This is a genomic window from Micromonospora sp. WMMA1947, assembly GCF_027497355.1.
Classification (GTDB): Bacteria; Actinomycetota; Actinomycetes; order Mycobacteriales; family Micromonosporaceae; genus Micromonospora.
Genome location: NZ_CP114909.1, coordinates 2,953,969 through 2,971,719, shown reverse-complemented (window position 1 = coordinate 2,971,719; position 17,751 = coordinate 2,953,969). Strand labels below are relative to the sequence as shown.

Annotated in this window: 15 protein-coding genes; 5 read left to right on the top strand and 10 right to left on the bottom strand. The window is 72.8% G+C overall.

The window, feature by feature from the left end:
• Nucleotides 1–78: 78 nt before the first annotated feature.
• From O7604_RS14330 to O7604_RS14295, 8 genes are all read right to left on the bottom strand, one after another.
• Nucleotides 79–750, bottom strand: coding sequence for a BON domain-containing protein (locus O7604_RS14330; RefSeq protein WP_281579847.1), 672 nt, complete (start codon nt 748–750; stop codon nt 79–81).
• Nucleotides 751–886: 136 nt separating this feature from the next.
• A complete protein-coding gene (locus O7604_RS14325; protein WP_281579846.1) occupies nt 887–2,347 on the bottom strand; it encodes a trypsin-like peptidase domain-containing protein in 1,461 nt (486 codons plus the stop codon).
• Nucleotides 2,348–2,409: 62 nt separating this feature from the next.
• The gene (locus O7604_RS14320; protein WP_281579845.1) at nt 2,410–3,966 is read right to left on the bottom strand and encodes a HAMP domain-containing sensor histidine kinase; all 1,557 of its coding nucleotides are present in this window, start codon (nt 3,964–3,966) and stop codon (nt 2,410–2,412) included.
• A complete protein-coding gene (locus tag O7604_RS14315; protein WP_043328553.1) occupies nt 3,963–4,664 on the bottom strand; it encodes a response regulator transcription factor in 702 nt (233 codons plus the stop codon). Before O7604_RS14315 ends, O7604_RS14320 begins: the two co-directional genes overlap by 4 nt.
• 64 nt (nt 4,665–4,728) lie before the next feature.
• Nucleotides 4,729–5,346, bottom strand: a complete 618-nt coding sequence (locus tag O7604_RS14310) for a PadR family transcriptional regulator (RefSeq protein ID WP_281579844.1) — start codon at nt 5,344–5,346, stop codon at nt 4,729–4,731.
• Complete coding sequence (locus O7604_RS14305; RefSeq protein WP_281579843.1) at nt 5,343–6,173, bottom strand: DUF4097 family beta strand repeat-containing protein; 831 nt, start codon at nt 6,171–6,173, stop codon at nt 5,343–5,345. The genes O7604_RS14310 and O7604_RS14305 overlap by 4 nt, the downstream gene beginning before the upstream one ends.
• A gap of 131 nt (nt 6,174–6,304) precedes the next feature.
• Nucleotides 6,305–7,180 (bottom strand): lysophospholipid acyltransferase family protein, encoded by an 876-nt coding sequence (locus tag O7604_RS14300; protein ID WP_281579842.1) that lies wholly within the window; start codon nt 7,178–7,180, stop codon nt 6,305–6,307.
• On the bottom strand, nt 7,177–7,953 hold the full coding sequence (locus tag O7604_RS14295) for a GNAT family N-acyltransferase (RefSeq protein ID WP_269697601.1): 777 nt from the start codon (nt 7,951–7,953) through the stop codon (nt 7,177–7,179). The genes O7604_RS14300 and O7604_RS14295 overlap by 4 nt, the downstream gene beginning before the upstream one ends.
• Before the next feature lie 172 nt (nt 7,954–8,125).
• Between O7604_RS14295 and O7604_RS14290 the strand changes: the two genes are divergently transcribed.
• The 5 genes from O7604_RS14290 to O7604_RS14270 all read left to right on the top strand — a co-directional run bounded on the left by O7604_RS14290 (nt 8,126) and on the right by O7604_RS14270 (nt 14,942).
• Nucleotides 8,126–8,782 (top strand): hypothetical protein, encoded by a 657-nt coding sequence (locus O7604_RS14290; RefSeq protein ID WP_269698157.1) that lies wholly within the window; start codon nt 8,126–8,128, stop codon nt 8,780–8,782.
• 140 nt (nt 8,783–8,922) lie between these two features.
• On the top strand, nt 8,923–9,861 hold the full coding sequence (locus O7604_RS14285; RefSeq protein WP_194800521.1) for an ABC transporter ATP-binding protein: 939 nt from the start codon (nt 8,923–8,925) through the stop codon (nt 9,859–9,861).
• Nucleotides 9,858–10,685, top strand: a complete 828-nt coding sequence (locus O7604_RS14280; RefSeq protein WP_194800520.1) for an ABC transporter permease — start codon at nt 9,858–9,860, stop codon at nt 10,683–10,685. Before O7604_RS14285 ends, O7604_RS14280 begins: the two co-directional genes overlap by 4 nt.
• 258 nt (nt 10,686–10,943) lie before the next feature.
• On the top strand, nt 10,944–14,696 hold the full coding sequence (locus O7604_RS14275; RefSeq protein WP_281579841.1) for a multifunctional oxoglutarate decarboxylase/oxoglutarate dehydrogenase thiamine pyrophosphate-binding subunit/dihydrolipoyllysine-residue succinyltransferase subunit: 3,753 nt from the start codon (nt 10,944–10,946) through the stop codon (nt 14,694–14,696).
• A gap of 66 nt (nt 14,697–14,762) precedes the next feature.
• Entirely contained in the window at nt 14,763–14,942 is a 180-nt protein-coding gene (locus O7604_RS14270) for a DUF6104 family protein (protein ID WP_194800518.1), read from the top strand.
• A gap of 6 nt (nt 14,943–14,948) precedes the next feature.
• Here the strand turns inward: O7604_RS14270 and O7604_RS14265 are convergent, their stop codons facing one another.
• Nucleotides 14,949–17,285, bottom strand: coding sequence for a bifunctional polysaccharide deacetylase/glycosyltransferase family 2 protein (locus O7604_RS14265; protein ID WP_281579840.1), 2,337 nt, complete (start codon nt 17,283–17,285; stop codon nt 14,949–14,951).
• Nucleotides 17,278–17,682, bottom strand: a complete 405-nt coding sequence (locus O7604_RS14260; protein WP_281579839.1) for a hypothetical protein — start codon at nt 17,680–17,682, stop codon at nt 17,278–17,280. The genes O7604_RS14265 and O7604_RS14260 overlap by 8 nt, the downstream gene beginning before the upstream one ends.
• Between the last annotated feature and the right edge of the window lie 69 nt (nt 17,683–17,751).

Here is a 17,751-nt window from a genome sequence, read left to right as displayed (position 1 = left end):
CACGAGTCCTCCCCGTCGGTCCCCGGCGTACCCCGCTGCGCGCGGGTTCCCGGCCCGGCCCGCGGTAAACGACACCGGTCAGCCGGACACCACGATCCCGACGTGCACCTCCCGTACGCCGGGCAGCGCCCAGGCGGCCCGTTCCGCGTCCTCCCGCTGCCACCAGGCGCTCACCGCGCCGTCGAGCACCACCGTGTCCCCGTCGACCCGGGCGTCGATCCGATCGGTCCCGGTGCGCCGCAGCAGCAGGGCGCGCAGGTCGAGCCGCCTCTGCTCGTCGCTCGGCGGAGCCGGGGGCCGCACCTCGACCAGGTTCGTCACCCCGCGTACGCCCCGCAGCCGGCGCAGTTCCCGCTCGGCGGTACGGCGCTGGAAGCCGAACTCGACCTCGCCCCGGAGCATCACCCAGCCGTCGGCCACCGTCACGTCCAGCCGCTCGGCGGGCACGAAGCTGTCCCACTCCAGCGCCCGGCCTGCCGCGATCGCGATGTCCGCGTCGGTACGCAGGTCCGTGGCGGGCAGGTCGACGGCCAGGTCACTGGCGACCGCCCGGACGCCGCGTACCCGGTGGGCGCAGCGCTCGACGGCCCAGCGCCGGGCGTAGCTGTCCACCTGGCCGGTGAGCGTGACGACGCCCCGCGAGACCGTCACGCCGACCTCGGTGGCGCGGGTCTGCGCGTCCCAGTCCAGTTCGGCGAGGACGTCGCGCTGGATCTCCTGGTCGGTACGCACGGCGGACGTGGTCGTCATGCCCCGAGCCTGCCCACGGTGCGGGTGAGGCGCGCTCACCCGCACCGGGTGAGAAAACGAGGAGGGGCGGCGGGTGACGGAGCCAACCCCCTTGGCTCCGTCACCCGCCGCCCAGGAGGGAGGCAGGTCCTCGGGACTACGACGTCTCGGCGAGCGTCACGGTTGCGCTCTCGCTGGATCCGTTTCGCTTGTACTGCACCTCGACCCGGTCACCGACCTTGCCGGCCTGCACGGCGCCGACCAGGTCGTTCGAATCGTTGATCACCTTGTCGCCGAACTTGGTGATCACGTCGCCGCGCTGGAGCCCGGCCTTCTCGGCGGGGCTGCCGGGCGTGACGGCGGCGACGAGCGCTCCGCCGTCCTCGGCGCCGTTCACGCTCACCCCGAGCGAGGGGTGGCTGATCTTCTCGCCGCGCTGGAGCTTCTCGGCCACGTCCTTGGCCTTGTTGCTCGGGATGGCGAAGCCCACGCCGATGTTCCCGGTGCTGCCCTGTCCGGCGGTGGCGATGGCGGTGTTGATGCCGATGACCTCACCCCGGGTGTTCACCAGCGCGCCGCCGGAGTTGCCCGGGTTGATCGGGGCGTCGGTCTGCAGGAGGCCGGAGATCGAGCTCGCGCCCTGCTGCGGGTTCTGCTGCTGGCCGCCGCCCGCCTGGATGGTGCGGTCGCGGGCGCTGAGGATGCCGGCGGTGACCGAGCCCTGGAGGCCGAGCGGGCTGCCCAGGGCGAGCACCTGGTCACCGACCTGCATGGCGTCGCTGTCGCCGAACTTGGCCGCCTTCAGGTCGCTGACGCCGCTGGCCTGGACCACCGCCAGGTCGGTCTTCGGGTCGGTGCCGACGACCTTCGCGGAGGCGCTCTTGCCGTTGGCGAAGACCACGCGGACGGTGTCGCCGCCGCCGGCGACCACGTGGTTGTTGGTGAGCACGAACCCGTCGGCGCTGAGGATCACCCCGGAGCCCTCACCGCTGCCCGTCATGATCGTGACGATGCTGTCCTGGACGGAGGCCGCGATCTTGGGCAGGTCGGCGCTGTTGATCACCGGAGCGGCCGAGTAGGTGCGGGTGGGCCCGTCCCCGTTGAGCCCGAGAGCGAGGGCGCCACCCGCCACGCCGGAGCCGAACATCAGCGCCAGTGCCAGCGCGCCCGCGCCGACGATCTTCCCGGCCCGGCTGGGCCGCGGCGGCTGCTGCTGGCCCCACTGCGGCATCGGCTGCCCGGGCTGGTACGACTGGTAGCCCTGCTGCGTCTGGTACGGCTGAGCCTGGTACGACGGGACCGGCCCGCCGTGCTGGGTGGACGGGTAGCCCGAGGTGGCCTGCTGGTTCCAGCCGCCCTGCTGCTGCCCGTACCAGGGGTGCGGCTGCCCCGAGGCCGGATACGGCGGCGCGGACGGCGTCGCCGGCTGCGGCGGGTACGGCCCGGCGGGCGTGCTGGTTCCGGCGGCCGGGGAGTCGGCCGGAACCGACGCCGCGGCCGGGTTGCTGGAGGAGTCCGACGTCCCGCTCTCGACGCGGGGCAGCTCGGCGGTGTGGTGCGACGGCTCGGCGTCGGCGGGGGCCGGCGACCGCTGCGGATCGGTCTCGTGGTCGGTCATGTCACCAGCTTTCCCCGTAGCACTGTCACCAGCCTGGAATCCGCCTGGAAGTTTTCTGAATGTCACTCGCCCGGCTCGGGCGCCTCCGGCAGCAGCGGCAGCTTCACCCGGAACGTCGCCCCGCCGCCCGGCGTCTCCGCCACCTCGACGGTGCCGTGGTGCGCGGCGACGAGCGCCGCCACGATGGCCAGGCCGAGGCCGGTGCTGATCGGTCCGCCGGCCCGGCGGGTACGCGCGGCGTCCACCCGGTAGAACCGCTCGAAGACCCGCTCGGCCTGCTCCGGGGTGAGCCCGGGACCGGTGTCCGCCACCTCCACCACGGCGAGGTTGCCCGCCTCCGCCCGCAGCCGCAGCGTCACCGACGCGTCCGGCGGGGTGTGGGTGAGCGCGTTCGTCATCAGGTTGCCGATCACCTGACGCAGGCGCGCGTCGTCGCCGAGCACCACCAGCGGGCCGGCGCCCGGCTCCCGCTCCAGCTCGATCCGCCGGTCCGGGGCGACCACCCGGGCCGCCTCCACCGCGTCCGAGGCCAGCACCGGCAGCTCGACCGGGGCCAGCGCGATCGGCCGTTCCCGGTCCATCCGCGCCAGCAGCAGCAGGTCCTCCACCAGCAGACCCATCCGGGACGCCTCGTCCTCGATGCGGCGCAGCAGGTCGGCGGTCTGCTCCGGCGCCCGCGCCGCGCCCTGCCGGTACAGCTCGGCGAAGCCCCGGATGGTGGTCAGCGGCGTGCGCAGCTCGTGCGAGGCGTCGGCGATGAACTGCCGCATCCGCTCCTCGGACCGGCGGGCCCGCGCCTCCGACGCCTGCGCATACGCGGCGGCGTCCCGCGCGCCCATCTCGGCGCTGCGCGCCGCCGCCTCGGAGGCGGCCCGCGCGGTGAACGCGGCCTCGATCTGGGCCAGCATGGCGTTGAGCGCCCGGGACAGGCGGCCCAGCTCAGAGGTCGGGCACGACCGCCCCTCCTCCGGGTCGGGCACCCGCCGGGTCAGGTCACCGCCGGCGATGGCGGCCGCCGTACGCTCTATCTCCACCAGCGGCTTCAGGCTGGTACGCACGATCCCGGCGCCGACGGACGCCAGCGAGATCAGCACCGCGCCACCGACCAGGAGGTCTATCCACACCAGCCGGCCGACCGCGGAGTCGATGCCGGTGAGGTGCTGCCCGAACGCGATGATCCGCCCGTCGGGCAGGGCGGTGTAGAGCATCCGCCACCGGCTGCGGCCGTCCTCGGAGCGCACGGTGAACGGGTCGCCCACCCGCTCCTGGTAGCCCGCGTAGTCGGCGGGGAACCGGGGCAGTTCCTCGTCGCGCAGGCCCTCGTAGCGCCTCGGCTCATCGGGCAACTCGCCGGGCGCCACGGTGGACGCCACGTAGTCCGACGGAATGGTGATCTTGATCGGGCCGCCGCCGGCCCTGTCGAGCGTGTTGGCCACCGTGTACGCGCCGCCGCGGAGCTGGTCGTCCGCCTGCCCGATCAGGTAGTTCCGCAGCAGGAACGCCGTCAGACCGCTGATCACCACCAGCGCCACAGCCACGAGCGCGAGGACCGCGGCGACGAGCTTCAGCCGGAGCGGGACGCTACGCAGCCTGCCCTTCGCGTCGTGGACGACGTTCACGCCGCCGGCTTGCGGAGCACGTATCCCACTCCCCGGAGCGTGTGGATCAGCCGGGGCTGGGTGTTGTCGACCTTGCGCCGCAGGTACGAGATGTAGGACTCGACGATGTTGTCGTCACCCCGGAAGTCGTAGTTCCAGACGTGGTCGAGGATCTGCGCCTTGCTGAGCACCCGGTTGGCGTTGAGCATCAGGTAGCGCAGCAGCTTGAACTCGGTCGGCGACAGCTGTACGCGCTGGCCGGCCCGGTGCACCTCGTGGGTCTCCTCGTCCAGTTCCAGGTCGGCGAAGGTGAGCCGGGAGGGAGTCTGGTCGCCGGTCGCGGTACGCCGCAGCACGGCCCGGATCCGGGCGGTCAGCTCCTCCAGGCTGAACGGCTTGGTGACGTAGTCGTCGCCGCCCAGGGTGAGCCCACGGATCTTGTCGTCGGTGGCGTCCCGCGCGGTCAGGAAGACCACCGGGGTACGCGTACCGCCCTCGCGCAGCATCCGGATGACCTCGAAGCCGTCCAGGTCGGGCAGCATCACGTCGAGCACCACCAGGTCGGGCCGGTGGTCCTTGGCGGCGTTCAGCGCGGCACTGCCGCTGGTCGCGGTGGCCACGTCGAAGCCCGCGAAGCGCAGGCTCGCGGAGAGCAGTTCGAGGATGTTGGGGTCGTCCTCGACGACGAGAAGCCGAGCCTCGGTCTGGGTAGCCGCCATGTCACCCATCATCCGCGCTCCGGCTGCGGCCGCGCTGGGTGCTCCCTGGAAACAACCTGTGAGATCAGCGGAGCAGTCGCCGCAGGCCCTCCAGCGCGCCGTCGAGCAGCCGGATCGCGGTACGGAGCTGGTTGTCGCTCAGCCGCCGGGCCCGGACCAGCGCCCCGACCTCGACCGTGAACGCGGCCAGCCGCTTGTCGAAGTCGGCGAGCAGCGGCGAGTCGTCCGGACGGGCCGGGCCCTCGCCGGTCGCCGGCCGGGCGGTGGACGCCGTCCAGCCGCCCTGCCGGGTCTGGCGGGCCACCTCGCGCAGCTCCCGCTTCAGGTCGCGCACCGATCCGCGCACCTCGGTACGGATCTCCCCGGCCAACGCGGAGAGGTCCTCGACGGCGGCGCCGATGTCGCTCTCCAGCGTCGACAGCTCGTCGGCGCGCTGCCGCAGTTCGGCGCGGCCCGCCTCGGTGATCTCGTAGACCTTGCGTCCGCCCGCTGCGGTGTGCGTGACCAGCCCTTCCGCCTCCAGCCGCTGCAGGCGGGGGTAGATGGTGCCGGCGCTTGGTGCGTACAGGCCGAGGAAGCGCTCCTCCAGCAGACGGATCAGCTCGTAGCCGTGCTTCGGGCCGTCGTCGAGCAGCTTCAGCAGGTAGAGCCGGAGCCGGCCGTGGCTGAACACCGCGGTCACGGCACGTCCTCCACATGGTCGGCGGGCGCGACCGGGCGGGCGAGCAGCGCGATGCTGCCGGAGGTCGCGGAGGCCCAGAGCCTACCCGCACCCCCGCCGAGCACACCGTGGCTGTCCTTGATCGAGCCGAGCCCGCGCCCACCGCTGTCCACCTGCGGGAAGCCGCTGGTGATCTTGCCGGAGGTGGTGTGCAGGTGCACGGTGAGGTCGCTGTCCTCACGGACCCGCACGGTGATGCTGCCGGAGATGGCGCTGAGCCGGATCTCGCTGCCGCGCGGGTTGTCCAGGTCGCAGGTGATCGAGCCGGAGACGGCGTGGGCGCGGACCCGCTCGGGCGCGCTGTCGGCCAGGATCAGCTCACCGGAGACCGTCTCCAGGTCCAGGTCGCCGCCGATGCCGAGCGCCTCGACCGGCCCGGAGATGACCTTCGCGCTGGTGCGTCCCCGCAGCCCGCGCAGCGTGACCTGCCCGGAGGTCACGTCGACCCGGGTCTCCCGGCGCAGCCCGGAGGCGACGAGCGCGCCGCTGACCACCGACAGGGTGGCGAGCACGTCCGGCGGAACCGCTACCGACACCTCGGCCCGGATCCGGTTGCCGAACCAGGAGAAGATGCCGAACAGGCCGGGCTTGCGCTTGTGCCGGATCGTCAGCCGCCCGTCGCGGACCTCGACGAGGAGCGGCCGGCTGCTGACCCGGGTCACGTCCACCCGGGCCGGACCGTCGGCGCCGACCACGTTGAGCCGGCCGCTGATCAGTTCGGCGTCGAGCCGGGTGATCGGCTCGTCCACGGTGATCCGCTGCGGGCTCTCGACCGTCCAGTTGGCCATGACACGCTCCCCTCGTCGGCGTGCCGACCCACGGCACACCCGGTGTTGCGAGGAGCATAACGCGATACATCGCGACTGAACAAGACACTATCGCGACTGTGTCGCGTCCCTGACGGCCGCAGGTCAGGCTGTCAGGTCGAGCGGTGGCGCGAGCAGGGGTCGAGGGCCGGATGGACGGCGGCCTCGGCGATCCGGGCCAGCGACCTGCGGTCCGCGCCCTCGGCCGGGTGCAGCGCGGCGCTCACCGTCACCGACGCGGTCAGGTCCCGGGCGGCGAGCACCCGGCGTCCCGACGCCCAGAGCGTCTCCGCACCGAGGAAGGCGGGCAGGGTGCTCGGATCACCCGCGTACCGGTAGCCGATGCGCAGCGGCACCACCGGAGCGCCCGCCGCCACGGCGGCCTGGAACATCGCCGGGCGGAAGCCGCGGCTCGGGCGGCAGTCCGTCGCGGCGCCGCACCAGGTCGTACCCTCCGGGAACACCGCCACCGACCGCCCGGACCGCAGCGCGCCGGCCACCCGCGCGACGGTGGCCGGCAGGTCACGCGGCCGGGACCGGTCCACGAAGACGGTGCCCGCCGCGGCGGCCAGCGCGCCGACCAGCGGCCAGCTCCGGACCTCGCGCTTCGCCACCATCCGGACCGGCGACACGGCGAGCACCGCCAGGACGTCCAGCCAGGAGACGTGGTTGGCGACCAGCAGCGCACGCCCGCGCGGCACCCGGCCGCGGACCAGCAGCCGGACCCCGAGGGTACGCAGCGTCCACCGCGCCCAGCCCCGCAACGCGGCCCGGCCCCGGGCGGCGGACAGCAGCGGCAGCAGCACGGTCAGGCCCGCCCCGGCCAGCAGCATGCCGAGTACGCCGAGCAGCCGTCCCGCCCGGCGCAGCCGCGACACGTCCGGGGCGGCGAGCGGCGGAAGGCAGTCCGGCCCGCAGCCGGAGGTGGGCCGCCACAGGCCCTCCCCGGCACCCGGACCGGCCACCCACGGCTCGGCGGCGGCGGTCACGACCCGGCCTCGCCGAGGAAGTGCCGCAGGTAGCGCGGGTTCATCCGGTCCAGCGAGAACAACACGTAGAAGTCGGCGCAGCCGAAGTCCGCGTCGTACCCGGGCTCGCCGGCCACCCAGGCGCCCAGCCGCAGGTAGCCGCGCAGCAGCGGCGGCACGAGCGCCCGCCGTTGCGCCGGCTTGAGCGCGGCGAGGTCGGCGGCCGGCGCCTCGGCGAACCAGGGCCGGCGCGGGGTGACCCGCAGCAGCGGCGGGGCGAGGTGCCGGGCGGTGACCTCGGCCCACACCTGCGCGGCGGCGGTCCCGCCGTCGGCGACCGGCACCGAGGCGCAGCCGCCGAGCCAGCGGGCGCCGCGCAGGTGCAGGTAGCGGCAGATCCCGGCCCACATCAGGTTGATCACCGCGCCGGTGCGGTGATCGGGGTGGACGCAGGAGCGGCCCGCCTCGACCAGGTGGTCGCGGAGCGGGGCCAGCGGGCTCAGGTCGAACTCGGCGTCGGCGTACCGGCGGTCGGTGCGGCCGGGCGGCAGCAGCCGGTACGTGCCGACGACCTCGCCGGTGCCCTCGCGCAGCACCACCAAGTGGTCGCAGTACGCGTCGAACCCGTCGGTGTCGAGCCCGGTGGCGGCGGTCGGCAGGGTGGCGCCGAGTTCGCCGGCGAACACCTCGTGGCGCAGGCGTTGCGCGGCCGCGACCAGTGTCGGGTCGTCGGCGATCAGCAGGGTGTAACCGCTGGTCGTGAGCGGTGCGCCAGCGGCGTGCAGAACGGCCATGACTCCTGTGTAGGTGCCCCGGGTTGCCGCCGGACGGGATGAGGGGTGTCGATCCGGTGAACGCCGGTCGGCGGCGGCGTGCGAACCGGGACGGCCGGGACGGGACCGGCGTGTGCGAGGCTGCCGGGCGGACCGCCGCGACGGCGCCGGCGGAGGGAACCCGGAGGTGCACATGCTGGTCGAGGCCCGCTTCCAGGGGCCGGACGGCTCCGGCAACGGCGGCTGGAGCGCCGGCATCTTCGCCGCGCTGATCGACGACCGGGGGCCGGTGGAGGTCACCCTGCGCCGGCCGCCGCCGCTGGACACGCCGCTGACCGCCGCCGACGGCGAGGTACGCGACCCGGACGGTCACCTGATCGCCCAGGTGCGCCGGATCGAGCCGGTCGACGCGGTGGTGCCGCCGGTGGACCCGGCGACGGCGGAGCAGGCCGCGCGGGCGTACCCCGGTCTGGTCGACCACCCGTTCCCCCGCTGCTACGTCTGCGGCCCGGCGAACCCGGACGGGCTGCGGATCTTCCCCGGCCGGCTGCCGGACGGGCGGACCGCCGCGCCGTTCCGCGCGCCGGCCGAGGTGGTGCCCGCGACGGTGTGGGCGGCGCTGGACTGCCCGGGCGGCTGGGCGGTGCTCGCGCCCGGCCGGCCGTACGTGCTGGGGCGGATCGCCGCGCAGGTCACGGCGCTGCCACGGCCCGGCGACGAGTGCGTGGTGACCGGCGTCGCGGTCGGTTCCGAGGGACGCCGGGCCGAGGTGCACACCAGCCTGTACGGTGCGGACGGCGCGCTCCTCGGCCGTGCCCGGGCGACCTGGGTGGCGCTGCCGGCCCGGTGATCTCCTCCCTGAGGAGGACGGCGCGTACGCGTCCCGCCTGATTGACCCCCTTGCGCCGGGTTGGAAGGCTGTTGCCGGGTGCCCCCGCAACGGCGCCCCACCGGCGCGCGACGAGCCCGCCGGGGCAGGAGAGGAGAATGATGTCCGACGGGCAGCCACGCCCCAGTGCCGGGACCGGCCAGATCATCGTGTCCGGCCTGACCAAGCAATACAAGAACGTCCGCGCGGTGGACAACCTGTCGTTCACCGTCGAGCCGGGCCGGGTCACCGGCTTCCTCGGCCCGAACGGCGCCGGTAAGACGACCACGCTGCGCATGCTGCTCAACCTGGTGACGCCGAGCGCCGGCACGGCCACCATCGGTGGCAGCCGGTACGCCGACCTGCCCGACCCGCTGCGTACGGTCGGCGCGGTGCTGGAGGCGTCCAGCGCGCACAAGGGCCGCACCGGCATCAACCACCTGCGGGTGATCTGCGCTGCGGCGGGCCTGCCGAAGGAGCGCGCCGACGAGGCGCTGGCGCTGGTCGGGCTCACGCCCGCCGCCAAGCGCAAGTTCAAGGGCTACTCGCTCGGCATGAAGCAGCGGCTCGGCATCGCCGCAGCGATGCTCGGCAACCCGCAGGTGCTGATCCTGGACGAGCCGGCGAACGGCCTGGACCCGGAGGGCATCCGCTGGATGCGCGGCTTCCTCAAGGGGCTCGCCGCCGAGGGACGGACGGTGCTGGTCTCCAGCCACCTGCTCTCCGAGATGCAGCTGCTCGCCGACGACGTGGTGATCATCGCGGCCGGCAAGCTGGTCCGGCAGGGCCCGGTCGACCAGGTGATGGCGTCGATGACGCACGACGTGCGGGTGCGGGTGCGCACCCCGCAGGCCGACGAGCTGGTCGCGGCGCTGCGCGAGCAGTCGGCAACCGTCGACACCGACCCGCACGGCGCGCTGCTGGTGACCGGCGTGGACGCGCCGACCGTGGGCCGGGTCGCGCTGGCCGCCAAGGTGGAGCTGCACGAGCTGACCACCGAGCGCCCCGACCTCGAAGGGGTCTTCCTGGAGCTGACGGCCGGAAAGGCGGAGATCCGATGACGCTGGTCCGATCCGAACTGCTCAAGATCCGTACCACCAGCACCTGGTGGATCTTCGGGCTGATCAGCCTGGCGCTGTGGGCGCTCACGCTGTTCTTCAACTGGTTGCAGACCGAGGCGCTGGCCGGCGGGGACTTCGGCGAGGTACCGGCCGAGCAGTCCGACCAGTTGCAGGCCATCTCGGCCGCCGACAACCTGGCGGCCAACCTCTACACCAACGGCCAGTTCTTCGGCCTGCTCATCGTGCTGCTGCTCGGCATCGTGGTGGTGACCAGCGAGTTCTTCCACCAGACGGTGACCACCACGTTCCTCACCGCACCGCACCGCACCGCGGTGATGCTGGCCAAGCTGGCCGCGGCCGGCGTGCTGGCGCTGCTGTTCTGGCTCGTCACCACTGTGCTGAACCTGATCATCTCGCCGCTGATCCTCAACTCGGTGGACGTCGGCTCGCAGCTCGGCAGCGGGGCGATCTGGCGGGCGATCGCGCTCAACGGCCTGGCCTACCTGCTCTGGTCGGTGCTCGGCGTCGGGCTCGGCGTGCTGATCCGCAGCCAGATCGGCGCCACCGTGACCGGCATCCTGTTCTACCTGGGTGGCGCGATCGGTGCGGCGATCGTGCTGAGCCTGCTCGCCTCGCGGTACGGCGACTGGATCAACAAGCTCCAGCTGCTGGTCCCGTCCCTGGCCTCCGGGCTCATGGTGGGCGGCGACACCGACATCCCGGGCAACCCGCCGCAGTGGGCGGGCGCGCTGGTGCTGATCGGGTACGCGGTGGTGGCCGGCGCGATCGGCGTGGCCACGATCCGCAAGCGCGACATCTCCTGACCTCGCGGTCAGGCCGGGCCCCGGCCGGTGACACCCGTCACCGGCCGGGGCCTTCGCCGTCTAGCAGGAGTCGGCGGATCACGCAGCGTTTGCCGAACTTCTGGCATCTTCTGTGAAACGGACCACCAGCCGGAGGCGAGAATGCCTGCGCGCAGCGCACGGCGTAGCCTTGGAATCGGTTTACCCAGCGTCGGCAACCGGGGGTCACCGGGGGCCACCGTGACATTCACAACCGCGTGAAAGAGGCGATTAGCGGCCGTGTCGACCCAGCAGACTTCGCAGGAGAACCCACTGGCGGGTTTCGGCCCGAACGAGTGGATCGTCGAGGAGATGTACCAGCGTTACCTCGCCGACCCCTCGAGCGTCGATTCGGCCTGGCACGACTTCTTCGCCGACTACCGGCCGGCCCCGGGCGCCGCCACGCCGCGCCCGGACGGGCAGGCCAAGCCGGCCGCGAAGCCGGAGCCGGCCGAGCAGCAGGAAGCAGTGGCCACCGTCAAGGAGCAGCCCGCCAAGGCGGAGCCGAAGGCCGCCCCCAAGGCCGAGCCGAAGGCGTCCGCCCCGGCCAAGCCCGCAGCGAAGCCGGCGGCGAAGGCGCCTGAGCCGGCGAAGAAGTCCGCCCCGGCCAAGCCGGCCGCCAAGGCGCCGACCGCGAGCGCCGCGGGCACCACGCCGCTTCGCGGCGTCGCCGCCAAGATCGTGCAGAACATGGACGCGTCGCTGTCGGTCCCGACCGCCACCAGCGTGCGCGCCGTCCCGGCCAAGCTGCTCGTCGACAACCGCATCGTGATCAACAACCACCTGACCCGTGGTCGCGGTGGCAAGGTCAGCTTCACCCACCTGATCGGGTACGCGCTGGTCCGCGCGGTCGTCGAGCACCCGGAGATGAACAACTCCTTCGCCGAGGTCGACGGCAAGCCGGCGATGGTCCGCCCGGAGCACGTCAACCTGGGCATCGCGATCGACCTGGTCAAGCCGGACGGCTCGCGCAACCTGGTGGTGCCGTCCATCAAGGGCTGCGAGCAGATGGACTTCCGGCAGTTCTGGCAGGCGTACGAGGACGTGGTCCGGCGCGCCCGCCGCAACGAGCTGACCATGGACGACTACTCCGGCACCACGATCTCGCTGACCAACCCGGGCGGCATCGGCACGGTGCACTCGATCCCGCGTCTGATGCAGGGGCAGAGCGCCATCATCGGCGTCGGTGCGATGGAATACCCGGCCCCCTACCAGGGCATGAGCGAGGCCACCCTGGCCGAGAACGCGGTCAGCAAGGTCATCACGCTGACCAGCACGTACGACCACCGGATCATCCAGGGCGCGCAGTCCGGCGAGTTCCTGAAGGTGATGCACGAGCTGCTGCTCGGCGAGCGTGGCTTCTACGACGACATCTTCACCTCGCTGCGGATCCCGTACGAGCCGGTGCGCTGGATGCGCGACGTGGCCGTCGACAGCGAAGGCCAGATCAACAAGACCGCTCGGGTGCACGAGCTGATCCACGCGTACCGGGTGCGCGGCCACCTGATGGCCGACACCGACCCGCTGGAGTTCAAGATCCGCAAGCACCCGGACCTGGACGTCCTCCAGCACGGGCTCACGCTCTGGGACCTCGACCGCGTCTTCCCGGTCAACGGCTTCGCCGGCCAGCAGCGGATGAAGCTGCGCTCGATCCTCGGCGTGCTGCGCGACTCGTACTGCCGCCGGGTCGGCATCGAGTACATGCACATCCAGGACCCGGAGGAGCGCCGCTGGATCCAGGAGCGGGTCGAGCGCAAGTACGAGAAGCCCAGCTCCGACGAGCAGAAGCACGTGCTGAACCGGCTCAACGCCGCCGAGGCGTTCGAGACGTTCCTGCAGACCAAGTACGTCGGCCAGAAGCGCTTCTCGCTGGAGGGCGGCGAGTCGCTGATCCCGCTGCTCGGCGAGGTGCTGGAGTGCTCCGCCGAGGCCGGTCTGGACGAGGTCGTCATCGGCATGGCGCACCGCGGCCGGCTCAACGTGCTGGCGAACATCGTCGGCAAGCCGTACGAGAAGATCTTCTCCGAGTTCGAGGGACACCTCGACCCGCGGTCCACGCAGGGCTCGGGCGACGTGAAGTACCACCTCGGCCAGAACGGCAAGTTCACCACCCCGGACGGCGAGCACGCGGTCAAGGTGTCGGTGGTGGCGAACCCGTCGCACCTGGAGGCCGTCGACCCGGTGCTGGAGGGCATAGTCCGGGCCAAGCAGGACCGGATCGACCTCAAGCTGGAGGGCTACACCGTGCTGCCGCTGGCCGTGCACGGTGACGCTGCCTTCGCCGGCCAGGGCGTGGTCGCCGAGACGCTCAACCTCTCCCAGCTGCGCGGCTACCGCACCGGCGGCACCGTGCACGTGGTCGTCAACAACCAGGTCGGCTTCACCACCGCCCCGGAGTACAGCCGGTCCAGCCTCTACAGCACCGACGTGGCCCGGATGATCCAGGCGCCGATCTTTCACGTGAACGGCGACGACCCGGAGGCAGTGGTCCGGGTGGCCCGGCTCGCGTTCGAGTACCGGCAGGCGTTCAACAAGGACGTCGTGATCGACATGGTCTGCTACCGCCGGCGCGGGCACAACGAGGGTGACGACCCGTCGATGTCCAACCCGGAGATGTACAAGATCATCGACTCGAAGCGGTCCGTCCGGAAGCTCTACACCGAGGAGCTGATCGGGCGCGGCGACATCACCGTGGAGGACGCGGAGGAGCTTCTGCGTGACTACCAGGGGCAGCTGGAGCGGGTCTTCAAGGCCACCCGGGACGCCGCGACCACGCCGCGTCAGCTCAGCCGCCCGGCGCGGGAGGAGGAGCCGGAGCCGCAGGTCGACACCGCCACCGACGCCTCGGTGGTCAAGGCGATCGGCGAGGCGCACGTCAACCTGCCGGAGGGCTTCACCCCGCACAAGCGGATCCAGCAGCTGCTGGAGCGGCGCCGCAAGATGTCCGTCGAGGGCGGCATCGACTGGGGCTTCGCCGAGATCATCGCGTTCGGCACGCTGCTGCACGACGGCGTCACCGTCCGGCTCGCCGGGCAGGACTCGCGCCGCGGCACGTTCGTCCAGCGGCACGCCTCGGTGGTCGACGCCAAGACCGGCGAGGACTACCTGCCGCTGATGTCGCTCACCGCCGACGGCGAGCGGTCGCGCTTCTTCGTCCACGACTCGCTGCTCTCCGAGTACGCGGCCATGGGCTTCGAGTACGGCTACTCGGTGGAGAACATCAACGCGCTGGTGGCCTGGGAGGCCCAGTTCGGTGACTTCGTCAACGGCGCCCAGTCGGTGATCGACGAGTTCATCTCGTCCGGCGAGGTGAAGTGGGGCCAGCGCTCGGCGGTGACGCTGCTGCTGCCGCACGGCCACGAGGGCCAGGGCCCGGACCACACGTCCGGCCGCCCGGAGCGGTTCCTGCAGCTCTGCGCCGAGGACAACATGCGGGTGGCCATCCCGACCACCCCGGCGAACTACTTCCACCTGCTGCGCCGCCAGGCCCTGTCGCCCAAGCGCAAGCCGCTGGTGGTGTTCACGCCGAAGTCGCTGCTGCGGCACAAGCTGTGCGTGTCGCCGGTGGAGGACTTCACCACCGGGACGTTCCAGCCGGTGCTGGCCGACACCGCGGCTCCGGCGCCGGAGCAGGTGAAGCGGGTGCTGCTCTGCTCGGGCAAGGTCTACTACGACCTGTTCCAGGCCCGGCAGGAGCGGGGCGTGACCGACACCGCGATCATCCGGATGGAGCAGCTCTACCCGCTGCCCGTCGAGGAGGTCCGGGCCGCGCTCGCGCAGTACCCGAACGCCGAGGACTTCGCCTGGGTCCAGGAGGAGCCGGCCAACCAGGGCGCCTGGTCGTTCGTCGCGCTCAACCTGCTGGAGCACCTGCCCGAGGTCCGGCTGCGCCGCATCTCCCGGCCGGCCGCCGCCGCGCCGGCGGTGGGCTCGGCGAAGATGCACGAGGTCGAGCAGAACGCGCTGATCGAGGCGGCTCTCCCCCGCCCGTGACACCACCGGCAGCGGCCCGTCCCGACCCGGGGCGGGCCGCTGCCGTACGACGACGAGAGGAAAACCGTGTACTTCACCGACCGTGGCATCGAGGAACTGGTCGAGCGCCGGGGTGACGAGCAGGTCAGCCTGGAGTGGCTGGGCGAGCGGCTGCGCGACTTCGTCGACCTGAACCCGGAGTTCGAGACCCCGATCGAGCGGTTCGCCACCTGGCTGGCCCGTCTCGACGACCCGGACGAGGACTGACGGGCGTCAGCCGGTCGCGCCCCGCCCGGCGACCCGGAGGTCTCCGGTGCGCCGCAGCTTCTGCCAGCCCAGCCGGCCGCCGGTCAGCGCGGTGCCGACCGCCTGGAGCAGCACCAGGTACATCACCTGCCGGTAGACGAACTGCTGCAACGGCAGCACCCAGAGCACGCCGAGCTTCTCCCGGTCCAGCCGGAAGGCCAGTACCGCGGTGAGGAACTGGAGCGCGAGCATCGCCAGCCAGGCCACCACCGTGTCGCTGCGGTCCAGGAAGATCAGCCCGTAGATCGCGAGCAGGTCGATCACCGGGGCGGCCAGCGGCAGCAGCACGCCGAACAGCGTCAGGAACGACAGGGACCGGCGGCCGAACCGGCCCGACGGGCCGCTCTCGATCACCGAGCGCCGGTGCTTCCACATCGCCTGCATGGTGCCGTAGCTCCACCGGTACCGCTGCTTCCACAACTGGCCGATGGTGGCCGGCGCCTCGGTCCAGGCGCGGGCGCTCTCCTCGTACACGATGTGCCAGCCGGCGCGGCCGATGGCGATGGTGACGTCGGTGTCCTCGGCCAGCGTGTCGTCGGTCAGGCCGCCCACCTGCTCCAGCGCCTGGCGCCGGAACGCGCCGATCGCGCCGGGGACGGTGGGCATGCAGCGCAGCGTCTCGTAGAGGCGGCGGTCGAGGTTGAAGCCGATGACGTACTCGATGTGCTGCCACTTGGCGATCAGGCCGCGCCGGTTGCCGACCTTGACGTTGCCGGCGACCACGCCGACGCGGGGGTCGGCGAACGGCTGGACCAGCCGGCGGACCGAGTCCGGCTCGAAGATCGTGTCGCCGTCGACCATGACGATCAGGTCGTGCCGGGCCAGCGCGACGCCGGTGTTGAGCGCGCTCGGCTTGCCGCCGTTGGGCTTGCGGACGACCCGGACGTTCGGCAGGCGCAGCGCCGCGACGATGTCGGCGGTGCCGTCGGTCGAGCCGTCGTCGACCACCACCACCTCGATGCCGCCGGGGTGGTCACCCAGGGCGAGCGAGCGGACCGCCGCGGCGATGCCCTCCCGCTCGTTGTAAGCGGGCACGATCACCGAGACCGGTTCGGTGACCGGCGGGCCCCAGGACCAGTCGCGGCGACGGCGACGGCGCGCGTGCCGGGTGGCCAGGACGAACAGCAGCAGGGTACGGCCGACGGTGAGCACCCCGACGAGCACGAAGAAGACGCCGAGCACCCCGAACATGCCGTCGGCCACGCGTACCGCGCCGACCAGGACGTGGCCCCGCAACCGCTCGTCGAGCGTGGCCGCCGTGTGCCCGCCCACCGGGCCGGACACACCCGCGGCCGCGAACGTCTGGTTGAGTCCCTCGCTCACCGTGGTGAAGCGGTACCCGCGCTCCAGCATCGCCGGGATGTACCGGTCCAGCGCGGCCACGGTGCCGGACCGGTCGCCGCCCGCGTCGTGCCACAGCGCGATCGTGCCGGCCGTCCCGTCCGGCGTGGCGTTCGCGACCATCTCCTCGACCGGGGGCAGCTCCCAGTCCCGGCTGTCGACGTCGTTGACGACGGTGAGGTAGCCCAGCTCGCCCGCGTGCCGCAGCATCGGCCAGTCCCGGTCGGTGTAGGCGTCCGCGCGGGACGAGTACGGGAAGCGCAGCAGCGACGGCCGGACGCCTGTGGTGCTGGCGATGGCGAGCTGCGTCTGCGCGTACTCCAGCTCCCGCCGCCACTCCGGCAGCGCGGCGAGGTCGGGGTGGGTGAACGTGTGCACGCCCAGCTCGTGTCCCTCGGCCACCAGCCGGCGGGTCACCTCCGGGTTGCGGACCACCTGCGAGCCGATGACGAAGAAGGTGCCCTTGACCTGGTACTTGTCCAGGACGCGTAGCACCTCCGGCGTCCACCGGGGGTCGGGTCCGTCGTCGAATGTGAGCGCGACGGTGCCCTCCGGCAGGCGGTGCGACTGGGTGCGGCCCTCCGCGCCGACGTTGACGATCGGGCCGCCCCCGATCACCGAGCTGGGAACCTCCCGCTGACTGCCGGGCGTCACCCGGTTGTCCGGTACGAACGCGGCGTTCGTGTACGCCTCGACGACCAGCAGACCGGCCAGGACGACCACGACCATGGCGACCAGGGCCCAGCTCGGCCGGGGCAGCAGACGCCGCCCACGGGACCGGCGCGGGCCGGGGATCTGCGGCGCTCCGGGGATCTGCCGGACGGCCGGCACGACCGTGGGCGCGTCGTCCGGCCGCAGCCCGGCCCTGTGCCGGCGGGCGGCGTGCACCCGGCGGGGGTCCAGCGTGACTGTGGGCTGCTCGCTTGTCGGCGGGTTCGGACGCGCGGGCGCCTGGTCACTCATCGGCGGGCGCGACCGGCGCGGCGGGCGGGTCGACGACGGACGGCGGGTCGACAACGGGCGGCGGCACCTCGGCGGTGGGGGCGGTGGGCGGCGCGGTGGTGGCCGGCGTCCGGACGGGCCGGGGCTCGGTCGGGGCGGTCCGGGTCGGCCGGGGATACCGAGGGCTCGGCGGGACCGTGGTGGCGGGGGCGACGGAGGTGGCCGGCACCCGCACCGGAGCGGTACGGATGTCGGTGGGCGTGTCCGGCGTGGGACGGGTCGGCGCGGGCGCGGGCGACGCCGGCGGGTTCGGCGACGGCAGCCGCTGCTCGGTGGTCGGCTCGACGAACGGGATGACGCTGTCCGGGGTGATCGGACCGCCGGCGAAGCTGGCTCCCACCATGACCGTGTAGATCACACCCGCCGCACCCGCGCAGTAGGCGAGACGGCGCAGCCGCCGGCGTCGCCGCCCGCTCGGGTCTACGAA